The following is a 12,140-nucleotide window of genomic DNA, read 5'->3' as shown; positions in this document are numbered from 1 at the left end:
CGATGGGCCGCAAAGCGGCCCCCCGGCCTCACCCGCGAAGGTGCTTCTTCAACACATCGACCAATCGCTCGATCTCTGCCTCGGTATTCAACAGCCCAGGCGCCGTCCGCACCACCGGCCCGACATCCCGAGACACCGCATCGACCACGATGCGCTGGCTGTTGAGATACCGGGCCACCTCGTCAGCATCCTGCCCCGTGACCCGGAAGAAGGTGAACCCCGCCGAATACTGCGTGCTGCGCGGTGTCACCAGTTCGACCCCCGGCAGCGCCTCTAGCCGCTGCCTGAGATAGTCATTGAGCCCATGAATCCGTGCCTGCACCGCCGCCTTGCCCAGCTGCAGGTGCAACTCGAACGCCTTGCCCAATGCCCAGCGGTGCTCGAACGCGTGGTAACCCCCGGGCGTCATCACCGTGGCAAAGTCCTCGTTCTCGGAAAACGTGGCAATGGTCGGGTTCAGCTGCTTCAGTTCGGTGGACGCCGCGCAGATGATCCCGGTACCCCGCGGCCCGAACATCCACTTGTGCGTGCCGGCGATGAAGTAGTCGCAGTTGAGATCGGCAAAGCGCATGTCTTCGACGCCGAAGCCGTGCACACCGTCGATCACGTAGATGATCTGGTGCTGCTCGTCACGCTGGCGATTGACCTCGCGCACCAGTGCGCCGATCTCGCCGACGGGCAGTTTCACGCCACTGCCCGAGTGCACCCAGGTCATGCCCAGTACCCGGGTTTTCGGCCCAATGGCCGCGGCGATGGTGGTCAGTACCTGATCACTGTTGATCTTGGCGGGGTCGTCGAACAGGCGCAACCGGTGCACCGGTGTGCCATCGCGCGTGGTGCGAAAGCCCATGGTATGGCGGGCGGCCGAATGCTCGTGCACGGTGGTGAGAATTTCCTGCCCCGGGGCAATCTTCAGCCCGCCATAGATCAGCCCCAGGCCTTCGGTGGTGCTGCCGGTCAGGGCAATTTGCCGGGGCGTCACTTCGAGGTAGCGGGCTGCCCATTCACGCACGGCGGCCTCGTGCTTCCACTCCGATTGGCTGTCCCAGTCGACCATGCGGGCCGGGTGGCGGTCGAAGCGGGCGCGCAGCGCCTCGATGGCTTCGCGCACGGGCCTTGGGTGCGAGGTGATCAGGAAGTTGGCAAAGTGCGCGTACGCCGGGTCCAGCTCGAACAGGTTGCGAAACCCGGCCCAGTCGCTGGCGGTTGCAGGCTGCGCAGCCGCCGCTTGGGCGGCAGGCAGCAGTGGGCCTGTGAGGGGCAGGGCGGCCGCAAGCAGGCCGGCCTGCTTGAGAAAGGTGCGACGATCGTTCATCAAATGGCTCGCAAGGGTCAGGGGGATGAGGTGGCGACAGGTTGAGCGGCGCGCTGCACCTGCTCCCACACCCGCAGGAAGTTGCCGCCCCAGAGCTTGGCGATATCCGCTTCGGAGTAGCCGCGGCTGATCAGTTCGGCGGTGACGTTGCGTGCTTCACTGGCGTTCTGCCAACCGTCGATGCCACCGCCTTCGTTGAAGTCCGAGCTCAGGCCGACATGATCGATGCCGATCTTGCGCACGGTGTAATCGATGGCGTCGCCATAGTCCTTGAGCGTGGCCGGCGGTTCCTCCTCTAGAATGCCGTACAGCGCGTTGGCATATTGGCCGACCTTCTGCTCGGGCCAGCCGGCAATCACCGGGTCACCTGGCATCAGTGCGTAGTCGAGGTTGGCCAGTGGTGGCAGGTCGTAGTGGGCGCGCAGGGCGTTGAGTTTGTCCTGGGTCTTGCTGCTCAAGGGCTTGAGGTAGGTGGAGAAAGCCACCAGCTGGACCACGCCGCCGCTGTCCTTGATCAGCTGCAGCTCCTTGTCGGAGAGGTTGCGCCTGATGTCGACCATCGCCCGTGGCACCGAGTGCGAGGCCACCACCGGCGCGCGGCTGAGGGCAACGGCCTGGGCCAGCGCCTTGCTGGACATTTGCGACACATCGATGATCACACCCAGGTCGTTCAGCCGCTGCACGGCGCGCTTGCCGACCGGCGACAGGCCGTCCAGGGCATCGGCGGTGTCATTGAAGAACGGCAGCGGACGCGAGGAGTCGGCCCAGCTGTTGTTGCCCACATAGCTGAAGCCGAACATGCGCACGCCGCGCGCGGCCCAGCGGTCGAGCTGGTCGATGTCATCGCCCAGCGCATAGGCGTTGAGCATGCTGAGGAACACCGCGAGCTTGCCTTCGCCGTGCAGGCGCCGCATGTCTTGCGGGGTATAGGCAATACCCACCTGCTGCGGGAAGTCGCGGACCATGGCGGTGATGGCGTTGTAGCGCACCTCCTGGGTGTGGCGGGCGGCTTCGACGAAACCTGGGGTCGGGCGGTGCGGGCCGCCGTCTCCGGTCCAGGACTCTGGCCAGGCGAAGATGGTCAGGGCCGCGCCGGACAAACGCCCGCGTGCGGCCTTTGCCAGGTCGAAGCGGCCATCGCCATCCTTGTCGGCCTCACTGCCTTCGGTGCCGAAGGTCAGCGGCAGGGTGACGTGGCTGTCGAACGAGATGATGCGTTCCTGCAGGTCGTTGGCCTGGCGGGTCACCTCCCTGGAATAGCCAGCGGGTGTGGCGAAGTAGTGCCAGGCGGCAAACCCGGCACCAGCGGCAACCGCCGCGGACAGGCTGATAAACAGGGCTTTCTTCCAGCGTGGAGTCGTCATCTTGGTCTCAGTAGGTTCACCGTCGAGGGATGGGCACAGAGGTCGCCGCTACCTGCAGTGAACGAGCTCGCACCCGGGAAATTTAGCCGCTATTAGGTCGCTGGCGCAGGGCCCTGTAGGAGCGGCCTTGTGTCGCGACAGGGGTGCGCAGCGCCCCAGGATCTTCGCACCTCTGCAAAATTGCCGGGGCCGCCTTGCGGCCCTTTCGCGACACAAGGCCGCTCCTACATTGACCGAGTTGCCCTCAGGGCGGGGGTGGCAAGCCGCTAAATTTCGCCTGCCGTGCAACGTTCTAGCCTTGGACGGGCCGTGCTCCATGGCCGCAATGAATGCACAGGTATGCAATGACGATTTCCCGACGCGGTTTCATCGCCGGTGTGGCACTGACGGGTGTGGTGGTGCCCGGTGCGCTGGGGGCGCTGTATGTGCAGCGCCAGCGTGCCGCCGAGGAATTCCCGGAAACCCCTGGCGAGGCCGTAGTCGAGTTGGCCGATACCCGCCTGCAGCAGTTGGGCGATACCCTGCGCGGGATCTGGCGTTGGACCCTGCAAGGCAAGGATGCGGGGTTGGACGGCCTGCCCACAGGTGAACTGGAACTGTTCCTGGATGTGGCAACCAGCGGGCGCTCCCTGCGCGGCTACCTGGATACCCCCGAGCGCCTGCGGGGGCAGGAAGAGCCGCGCTACCGCGTGGTAGGCGACCTGTTGGCAGACAAACCGGGCACCCTGCGCTGGCGTCTGTTTTCGGCCCGTGCCCGCTATGAATGCCATATCGTGCTCGACGAGGTCTGGGGCCGGTTCGGCAACGCCGGGCCGGCGACCCTCAACGGGCGCATTGCACGCCTGGACCGCGCTCTGACATTGCCCGTGGAGGACAACCAGTTCCTGGCCTTGAAGCGAACCTTCCCCGAGGCGCGCGAGCGTACCCCGCTGAACCCGCAACTGCTGGCCTGGCTGACCGCCCCGGAGCATCGCCTGTTCCACCAGCTGTGGCATTCGTCGCGGGACAAATGGCACAAACTGGGCAAGGACAAGCAGGGCGCCCTGCGTGGCCTGGGCTGGCAGCCCGGGCCTCGTGATCGCGAGCGTGACGCGCGGGGCCGGCACAAGGACCGCAACGGCTCGGGCGAAGACTTTTTCTTCATGCACCGGCACATGCTTGGCAGGGCCCGTGCCTTGCAGGACTTGCCGTCATGGACGCGCTTCCCGTTGCCGCAGCCGGAACTGGAGCGCGACCGGGCCGGATTCGCCCGCTACTTCGACAACCATGACGGCAATGCCCTGCCGCCCACCTGGCTGGCCAGCGGTGATGCGGAATACACCCAGTGGGTGCGCGACATCAAGACGCCGGATACCTTCCATGGCAACTTTCAGGTCTGGGAGTCACGCTACACCGACCCGGAGTACCTGAGCACCTTGACCCTGGGCCAGTTCGGTTCGGAAGTGGAGCTGGGCCTGCACGACTGGCTGCACATGCGCTGGGCATCGGTGCCGCGCGACCCCTCCAACGGCATGCCGGTGCCGACGGCGCGCACGCCGGATGATTTTGCCGAACGCTGGTTCGCAGAACAGAACGATTTTCTCGGTGACCCGTTTTCATCCCATGTGAACCCGGTGTTCTGGCACTTTCATGGCTGGATCGACGACCGCATCGAGGACTGGTTCCACGCTCATGAGCGGCTGCACCCGGGCGAGGTGCGGCGCCTGGAAGTCAATGGTGTGCCATGGTTTGCCCCAGGGCGCTGGGTGGAGGTGGCCGACCCGTGGCTAGGGCCGGATACCCATGGTTGCTCGACGGTGCCGGGTTTGCGGCCCGGGCGCAGTGTAGAGATGGACCCCGAGACCATGAAGCTGGCGTTGCGCATCATCTACAGCGATGACGACCTGCTCGACAAGCTGCGGCCCAAGGTACCGCAGCGGCCGTGGTATGCGCGCAACCTGAAGGTGCGGAACTAGCTGCTGCCTGTAGCGGCCCTATCGCCGGCAAGCCGGCTCCCACAGGTACAGCGCATGTCTTGACCCGGTGCAGATCCTGTGGGAGCTGGCTTGCCGGCGATAGGCCGGTACAGGTGACCCTACTGGCTGACCACCCAACCACCCCCCAATGCCTTGTACAACGCCACGCTACCCTGCAACCGGGCCAGGCGCAGTTGGGCCTGCTGGTCCTGCGCCGCATACAAGGTGCGCTGGGTCTCCAGCACGCTCAACAGCGTCTCCGCTCCCGCGCCATAACGCTGCTGCGCCAGGTCGAATGCCAGGCGCGCCTGCGCCACTTCTTCATCCTGCCACTGCCGCTGGCGGTCCACGCCCTGGATCGCATTGAGCGCCTTCTCGACATCGGCAAAACCGGCCAGGATGCTGCTGCGGTAGTTCTCCAGCAACTCTGCCTGTTCAGCCTCGGCCAGTTCATGCGCGGCGCGCAGGCGGCCGTTGTTGAAGATCGGTGCGACCAGGCCGCTGGTGAGGGTGTAGTAGGAGCTGTCGAACAAATGGGCAAAGGTATTGGCGCCAGCCCCCAGGTTGGCCCCGAGGGTGAGCTTGGGCAGCATGGCGGCGCGGGCGACCTGCACATTGACGCTGGCGGCGGCGAGCCGAGCTTCTGCTGCGGCAATGTCGGGGCGGCGGGTGAGCAGCTCGCTGGGCACGCCGCTGCCAATGGCGGGCCATTGCAGGGTGTTGATCGCGTCCTGGCTGGTGGGCAGCGACTGCACCGGGTCGCCGAGCAGGGTCGCCAGGGTGACCCGGCTGTCTTGCCACTTCTGCTCCAGTAACGGCAGCTGGCGTTGCTGCGCGGCCACCAGGCTGCGCTGCTGGGCCAGTTCCAGGCGCGTGGCGGAACCGCTGCGCTGGCGTGCCTCGACCAGGCCCAGCACGTCCTGGGCATTGCGCAGGTTGAGGCGGGCAATGCGCAACTGTTCCTGCAAAGCCAGGCCCTGCAGGTAACTGTCGGCCACCGCGCTGACCAAGGTCAGCTCCACGGTCTGGCGGTCGAAGCGGCTGGCATCCAGGCTGCGCAGGGCGCTGTCACGGGTCGCTCGCAGGCCAACCCAGAAGTCGATTTCGTAGCTGGCGCTGAGCTGCATGTCGAACGAGGTGCTGGTGGGTTCGCTGCGGCTGACATCCAGCTGGTCGTAGCCGTCACCGTGCAGCAGGCGTTGGCGGCTACCATCCAGGCCCAGCTTCAGCTCCGGTAGCAGCGGCGCGCCGGCGATGACTGCGCGGGCCTGGGCCTGGCGTACCCGTGCCGTGGCAGCAGCCAGGTCGTGGGCATTGTGCAGGGCGTGCTGCACCAGGCGGTCGAGTTCGCGGCTGGCGAAGGCTTGCCACCACTGCGTCGTTGGCAGTTGGGCCGAGGGTGATGCGGCCTCGCCTTGCCAGGCAGATGGCGCGGCAATACCGCTGGCGGGTGTTTGCGGCGTGCTGCAGGCGGCGAGGCATACGCACAGGGGCAACAGGCTGATGCGGCTAGGCAGAGTCATGGGTTATTCGCTGGTAAGGGCTTTGACCGGGTCGAGGCGGGCGGCCTTGCGCGCTGGCATGAAGCCGAACACGATGCCGGTGACGACAGCACAGGCGAAGGCGCCGAGCATGGCGGGCAGGGCAAAGGCCACCGCCACTTCGGCCAGCATCAGGCCGCCACCGATGGCCAGGGCCAGGACGATGCCGGCCAGGCCGCCGACCATCGACAGCATCACCGCCTCGCTGAGGAATTGCCGCAGGATGTCGCGCTGGCGCGCGCCGGTGGCCATGCGGATACCGATTTCACGGGTGCGCTCGCGCACGGTCATCAACATGATGTTCATCACGCCGATGCCACCCACCAGCAGCGAGATCGCGGCGATCGCCCCCAGCATCAGCGACAGGCTGTTCTGCGTGCGCGCTTCGGCCTGGATCAGCGCCGCGTCATTGGTCAGCTCGAAGTCCTGGCGGCCGTTGTGGCGCTGGCGCAGCAGCTTGTCGATGGCCGCTTCGGCTTCGTTGACCCGCGTGGAGTCCAGGGCGGCAACGGCGATGTAGTCCGGGTCGCGCTGGCCGAACAGGCGGATGGCTGCGGCGGAGTAGGGCACCACGATGCGCCCGTCGCTGTCCTGGTCGCCAGAGCTGGCGCCCTTGCCGGCCAGGATACCGACCACCTGGAACGGCACATTGCCGATCAACAGGTACTGCCCCAAAGGGTCGCGCCCAGGGTCGAGCATCTTCTCCCGCACTTTTTGGCCGATCACCGCCACCGCGGCAGCGTTGGCTTCATCGGCATCGCTGTAGAAGCTGCCTTGCACCGCCGGCCAGTTGAAAATCTCGGTGAACCCGGTGTTGTTGCCACCCACATAGAACCGCTGGCTGTTGTTGCCGTGGCGCACCATCATCTTTTCGCCGATCACCGGCATCACGTGCTTGACCTGCGGCAGTTGGCCGATGGCAGCGACATCGTCGAGGGTGATGGTGCCGGCCTGCTCGCCCAGGCTCGCCGGCTTGCCGTTCAGGTAGAGGATGTTCGAGCCGAAGGCTGCCATCTGCGCCATGACCTGGCGCTTGCTGCCTTCGCCCACTGCCAGCATCACCACCACCGAGGCCACGCCGATGACGATCCCCAGCAGGGTCAGGGCGGTGCGGAAGCGGTTGACCCACATCACCCGCCAGGCCGCCTGCAGGGCTTCGAACAATTCACCTTTCCATGCCCCGTGCAAGGTTGCGCCATGGTCCAGGCGCTGGCGCAGCTGGTCGGCCTGTAGCCCGCGACTGTTTTCGACCATGGGCTTTTCGGCGGCCGAATCGCTGATGATCAGGCCGTCGCGAATTTCGATCACGCGCTGCGCCCGCGCCGCGACATTGCGGTCATGGGTGATCAGGATGATCACGTGGCCCTGGCTGGCCAGCTCGTCGAGCAACGCCATCACTTCGGTGCCGCTGTGGCTGTCGAGGGCGCCAGTGGGTTCATCGGCGAGGATGATATGGCCACCGTTCATCAACGCCCGGGCAATCGACACCCGTTGTTGCTGGCCGCCAGACAACTGGTGCGGGCGGTTGCCAGTGCGGTTGGCCAGGCCCAGGCGGCCGAGCAGGGCGCTGGCACGGGCGTGGCGTTCGTTGGCGGCGATGCCGGCATAGATGGCCGGCATTTCGACGTTTTCCTGGGCCGAGCCCGAGGGGATCAGGTGGTAGCCCTGGAACACGAAGCCGAATGCCTCGCGGCGCAGCCAGGCCAGTTCGTCGCTGCCCAGCTCGGCCACATCCTTGCCGGCGAAGCGGTAGCTGCCGGAAGTGGGGCGGTCGAGGCAGCCGAGGATATTCATCAAGGTCGATTTGCCGGAGCCAGAGGCGCCGACGATGGCGACGAACTCGCCGGGATGGATGCGCAAGCTGATGCCATGAAGGATATCGACCTTGGGCGTTTCGATGCCGCCGTAGGATTTACGGATGTCGACCAGCTCGATCAGGGGTGTGCTCATTCAACCTCCGCTGACGCCAGGGGCGCCTATCACCAGGCGTTCGCCTTCGTTCAGGCCGTCCAGCACCTGCACCCGCAGGCGGTCGCTCAGGCCGGTGCGCACCTGGCGCTGTTCCACCTTGCCGTCGCGGGTCAGCACATGCGCCAGGCGCAGGCCATCGCCTTCGTCCAGCGCGGCCAGTGGTACGGTCAGCACCTGGCTGGCTTTGCCGGCGACAAAGAACACCTGCGTGGTCATCTCGGCCATCAGGGCGCCGTCCGGGTTGTCGACATCCAGCAGCACGCTGTACTGCACCACCTGGCTTCCGGCACTGCCATTGCTGACGCTGGCCGGGCTGCCGCCGCCCTGGCTGGCCTGCTCCAGTGGCTTGGGCGGGATCGGCAGCACTTGCCGCACGGTGCTGGTCCAGCGGCGCTTGCCGCCGGCCAGGGTGGTGAAGTAGGCGGTCATGCCCGGGGTGACCTTGCCGATGTCGGCCTCCGACACCTGGGCCCACACGGTCATCGGCGAGAGCTTGGCGATGCGCAGGATCAACGGGGTTTGCTGTTGGGCATTGAGGGTTTGCCCCTCACGGGCATCCACCGCCACTACCGTGCCGTCCATCGGCGCGTAGATGCGCGTGTAGCCCAGCTCGGCCTCGTCGCTGCGCAGGCTGGCCTGGGCCTGGCGGATCTGCGCCTGGAACATGTCGATGCGTGCCTGGGTGACTTTCAGCTGTGCGGCGGCCGTTTGCACGTCCTCGTCACGGGTGGCGCCGGCGGCGGCCAGCTCCCGTTGGCGTTTGAGCTGCTGCCGGGCCAGTTGGAACTGAGCGCGTTGTTCGGCCAGCTGGGCCTTGAGGTTGGCGATCGAGTAGCGGCCGGCATCCAGCCGGGCCTGCTGGGTAGAAGGGTCAATCTCGACCAGCAGCTGGCCTTTGCGCACCATGTCGCCGACCTCCACATGCAGGGTGTGGATCTGCCCCGATGCCTGGGCACCGACGTCCACGTAGCGCCTTGGTTGCAGGGTGCCCAGTGCGGTAACGCTGCTTTCGATGTCGGCGCGGGTCACGGCAACCGTGCTGAGCGGCTGTGCGCCGTAGGGCAGGGCCTTCCAGGCCAGCAGGCTGCCCAGGCCGAGCAGGCCCAGGCCGCTGAGCAGGAGCCGGCGACGGGTGTTGGTTAAAGGTCTCATGCAGACATCCAGCCGAGTGGGTGCCAGATAGACGAAAGCGGCAGGAGGGGATTTAGCGAGTATTGAGCAGGGGCTGACAGGTGTATGGCGACAGGCGCTAGATAGCCCATGACATACCCTTGTTGCTGAGAATAATTATAATTTGTAAGATCGCACGTTGACATCACTCGGTCCCGCGTTGCTGCCTGAAAGGGCTTTCTGGCATAGGCTGGCAGGACGATCTCAGGTAACGTCGTGGAACATTACTATCGCGAACTGGTGGGTTTTCTTTCTTCGCGCCTGGGCAGTCGTCAGGCCGCCGAAGACGTGGCGCATGATGCCTACCTGCGAGTGCTGGAGCGCACCGACGCAGAGCGCATCGAGCACCCGCGTGCTTTCCTCTACCGCACCGCGCTCAACCTGGTTGTCGACCGCCACCGCCGGCACCAGGTGCGCCAGGCCGAGCCACTGGAGGTGCTGGACAACGACGAGCGCTGGCACACCCCGGCGCCAACCCATGACATGCAGCTCGACCAGCGCCTGGCGCTGATGCAGCGTGCCCTGGATGAGCTAAGCAAGGTCTGCCGCGACTGCTTTCTGCTGCGCAAGCTCGAAGGCTTGTCACACCAGCAGATTGCCGAGCACCTGGGTATTTCCCGCAGCCTGGTGGAAAAGCACATCGTCAACGCCATGAAGCACTGTCGTGTGCGCATGCGCGAGTGGGAATCGTGATCGCCGGGTTGAAGGCAGATGAAAATTCCGTCAGTCGATCACTTGATTTCCACGGCTTTCCCGACTTCTATCAAAGAAGACCCCTGCCAGGCGTAGCCTAGGCAGCAGCCGTTACTGGCGCAGTATGGTCATGGAGCCTAACCGTTACCCAACTGCCCAGGTCCCACCATGGCCAAAAAGACCCTGCGCATCCTCATCGCCGATGCACACCCCTGCCAGCGCTTGCAACTGGAGCGGCTGCTCAACGGCCTGGGCTACTACCGGATAGCGCCAGTGGAAAGCTTCGAGGAGCTGCAGCGCCTGGTGCTGAGTGCCTTGCAGCCTTTCCACCTGCTTTTGGGCAATATCGAGCTGGCCAGTCATGTCGGGGTCGATCTGGCGCGCTTCTGTCGCGTCAGCACGCAGATCCAGCATGCCCTGCTTTATCACTCCAACCAGTTGCAAGTGCCGTTGGTGCCGCAGGCCGAGCGGCAGGCCGTCAGCATGAGCCTGCCCCAGGTGCCCGACAACGAGGCACTGGAGGCATTCATGGCGATCATCGATTCGCCGCTGCAGGTCGGCAGGCTACCGCTGCCGGGCGCCATGCCGGTTGCCACGGCGCGGCCACTGCCGAAGGCCAATTTCGTCAACACCCTGTTCAACCGCTAAAGCCGCAGCGGGCGGGGCAAGGGGGCAGCTATTTGCTATCCTCTTGCCCTTTGCCGATTTGCGGACCCTGCCATGACTGCCATCGATACCGCTCGCCCGCCACGGTTCAGCCGCGGCGACCACCGGACCCTGGGCCTGGCGGCGTTGGGCGGCGCGCTGGAGATCTACGATTTCATCATCTTCGTATTCTTTGCGCTGACCCTAAGCCAGTTGTTCTTCCCGCCCGAGATGCCCGAGTGGCTGCGCCTGCTGCAAAGCTTCGGAATCTTCGTCACCGGCTACCTGGCGCGTCCGCTGGGCGGCATCCTTATGGCGCACTTCGCCGACCACCTGGGACGCAAGCGGGTCTTCAGCCTGAGCATCCTGATGATGGCCCTGCCGTGCCTGTTGATCGGGGTGATGCCGACCTACGCCGACATCGGCTACGCTGCACCGCTGATCCTGCTGGCACTGCGTATCTTGCAGGGCGCGGCGGTGGGCGGCGAGGTGCCGAGTGCCTGGACCTTCGTCGCCGAGCACGCGCCAGCCGGGCGGCGCGGTTATGCCCTGGGCTTCCTGCAGGCCGGCTTGACCTTTGGTTATCTGCTGGGGGCACTGACCGCGACCTTGCTGGCGCAAGTGTTCACCCCGCAGGAAATCCTCGACTACGCCTGGCGCTATCCGTTCCTGCTCGGCGGGGTATTCGGCGTGATCGGCGTGTGGCTGCGTCGTTGGCTCAGCGAAACACCGGTGTTCCTTGCCCTGCGCGCGCGCCAGGAGCAGCCGGTGAGCTTCCCGCTGCGGCGGGTGCTGGGCGAACACCGCCGGGCGTTGATCCCGGCGGCGCTGCTGACCTGCGTGCTGACTTCCGCCGTGGTGGTGCTGGTGGTGATTACTCCGACAGTGATGCAGCAGCGCTTCGGCATGAGTGCCGGGCACACTTTTGCCCTTAGCAGCGTGGGCATCGTCTTCCTCAACATCGGCTGCGTGCTGGCCGGGCTGCTGGTCGACCGTGCAGGCGCCTGGCGCGCACTGATGTTCTACAGCATGTTGCTGCCGGTGGGCATCGGCGCGTTGTATGCCAGCCTGGTGGGACAGTGGGGCGTGACCTGGCTGGCCTATGCGCTGGCGGGCCTGTCCTGCGGCGTGGTGGGCGTGGTGCCGTCAGTGATGGTCGGGTTGTTCCCGGCCGAGATCCGCGTGTCGGGCATCTCCTTCACCTATAACGTGGCCTACGCTCTTTGGGCCAGCACCACGCCGCTGGCGCTGATTGCGCTGATGCCGTGGAGCCCGTGGGTGTGTGTCGGCTTTTGTCTTGTCATGGGCACGGTGGGGTTGCTGACGGCCTTGTACTTCGGGCGTCGGGAGCCATTGGCGTTCGCGGCAGAGCCGATGCCGGTAATGTGTGGTGAAAAATAGTTTTCTGTTGTTTGTTCTGGCCTCATCGCTGGCAAGCCAGCTTGTATGGTTAGACTTGAAGGGAGGAGGAGGGACAAAGCCAGCT

9 protein-coding genes are annotated in these 12,140 nt (G+C 65.5%); 4 read left to right on the top strand and 5 right to left on the bottom strand.

From position 1 onward, the window contains the following. Positions 1 to 28: 28 nt before the first annotated feature. Positions 29 to 1,315 (bottom strand): aminotransferase class V-fold PLP-dependent enzyme, encoded by a 1,287-nt coding sequence (locus MJ643_RS23535; RefSeq protein ID WP_208209714.1) that lies wholly within the window; start codon positions 1,313 to 1,315, stop codon positions 29 to 31. 17 nt (positions 1,316 to 1,332) lie between these two features. Then, entirely contained in the window at positions 1,333 to 2,679 is a 1,347-nt protein-coding gene (locus tag MJ643_RS23530) for a dipeptidase (protein WP_208209715.1), read from the bottom strand. 344 nt (positions 2,680 to 3,023) lie between these two features. Here MJ643_RS23530 and MJ643_RS23525 point away from each other — a divergent pair, with 344 nt between their 5' ends. Then, positions 3,024 to 4,634 carry a hypothetical protein gene (locus MJ643_RS23525; RefSeq protein ID WP_038410008.1) on the top strand — a complete coding sequence of 537 codons (1,611 nt, stop codon included), beginning with the start codon at positions 3,024 to 3,026 and terminating at the stop codon, positions 4,632 to 4,634. Positions 4,635 to 4,753: 119 nt separating this feature from the next. Here the strand turns inward: MJ643_RS23525 and MJ643_RS23520 are convergent, their stop codons facing one another. The 3 genes from MJ643_RS23520 to MJ643_RS23510 are packed head-to-tail and all read right to left on the bottom strand — an operon-like array spanning position 4,754 to position 9,298. After that, on the bottom strand, positions 4,754 to 6,157 hold the full coding sequence (locus MJ643_RS23520; RefSeq protein ID WP_247727011.1) for an efflux transporter outer membrane subunit: 1,404 nt from the start codon (positions 6,155 to 6,157) through the stop codon (positions 4,754 to 4,756). 3 nt (positions 6,158 to 6,160) lie between these two features. Then, the gene (locus tag MJ643_RS23515) at positions 6,161 to 8,125 is read right to left on the bottom strand and encodes a MacB family efflux pump subunit (RefSeq protein ID WP_024087419.1); all 1,965 of its coding nucleotides are present in this window, start codon (positions 8,123 to 8,125) and stop codon (positions 6,161 to 6,163) included. Then, positions 8,126 to 9,298 (bottom strand): efflux RND transporter periplasmic adaptor subunit, encoded by a 1,173-nt coding sequence (locus tag MJ643_RS23510; protein WP_208209716.1) that lies wholly within the window; start codon positions 9,296 to 9,298, stop codon positions 8,126 to 8,128. Between the two features lie 234 nt (positions 9,299 to 9,532). On the opposite strand from MJ643_RS23510, the gene MJ643_RS23505 reads away from it, so the two are divergent. The 3 genes from MJ643_RS23505 (at position 9,533) to MJ643_RS23495 (ending at position 12,055) form a co-directional block, all read left to right on the top strand. After that, positions 9,533 to 10,009 (top strand): sigma-70 family RNA polymerase sigma factor, encoded by a 477-nt coding sequence (locus tag MJ643_RS23505; RefSeq protein ID WP_169775065.1) that lies wholly within the window; start codon positions 9,533 to 9,535, stop codon positions 10,007 to 10,009. 168 nt (positions 10,010 to 10,177) lie between these two features. Next, positions 10,178 to 10,657 carry a histidine kinase gene (locus tag MJ643_RS23500; protein WP_208209717.1) on the top strand — a complete coding sequence of 160 codons (480 nt, stop codon included), beginning with the start codon at positions 10,178 to 10,180 and terminating at the stop codon, positions 10,655 to 10,657. Positions 10,658 to 10,729: 72 nt separating this feature from the next. Continuing rightward, positions 10,730 to 12,055, top strand: coding sequence for an MFS transporter (locus MJ643_RS23495; protein WP_041505756.1), 1,326 nt, complete (start codon positions 10,730 to 10,732; stop codon positions 12,053 to 12,055). Positions 12,056 to 12,140: the final 85 nt, after the last annotated feature.

It is taken from the genome of Pseudomonas sp. PNPG3 (genome assembly GCF_023093815.1).
Lineage (GTDB): Bacteria > Pseudomonadota > Gammaproteobacteria > Pseudomonadales > Pseudomonadaceae > Aquipseudomonas > Aquipseudomonas asiatica.
This window is presented reverse-complemented; position numbering and strand designations above follow the sequence as displayed.

What these genes read in the sequence shown, in the direction of transcription:
- MJ643_RS23535 (WP_208209714.1), bottom strand. Translation starts at nt 1,315, where the DNA reads ATGAACGATCGTCGCACCTTTCTCAAGCAGGCCGGCCTGCTTGCGGCC.
- MJ643_RS23530 (WP_208209715.1), bottom strand. Translation starts at nt 2,679, where the DNA reads ATGACGACTCCACGCTGGAAGAAAGCCCTGTTTATCAGCCTGTCCGCG.
- MJ643_RS23525 (WP_038410008.1), top strand. Translation starts at nt 3,024, where the DNA reads ATGACGATTTCCCGACGCGGTTTCATCGCCGGTGTGGCACTGACGGGT.
- MJ643_RS23520 (WP_247727011.1), bottom strand. Translation starts at nt 6,157, where the DNA reads ATGACTCTGCCTAGCCGCATCAGCCTGTTGCCCCTGTGCGTATGCCTC.
- MJ643_RS23515 (WP_024087419.1), bottom strand. Translation starts at nt 8,125, where the DNA reads ATGAGCACACCCCTGATCGAGCTGGTCGACATCCGTAAATCCTACGGC.
- MJ643_RS23510 (WP_208209716.1), bottom strand. Translation starts at nt 9,298, where the DNA reads ATGAGACCTTTAACCAACACCCGTCGCCGGCTCCTGCTCAGCGGCCTG.
- MJ643_RS23500 (WP_208209717.1), top strand. Translation starts at nt 10,178, where the DNA reads ATGGCCAAAAAGACCCTGCGCATCCTCATCGCCGATGCACACCCCTGC.
- MJ643_RS23495 (WP_041505756.1), top strand. Translation starts at nt 10,730, where the DNA reads ATGACTGCCATCGATACCGCTCGCCCGCCACGGTTCAGCCGCGGCGAC.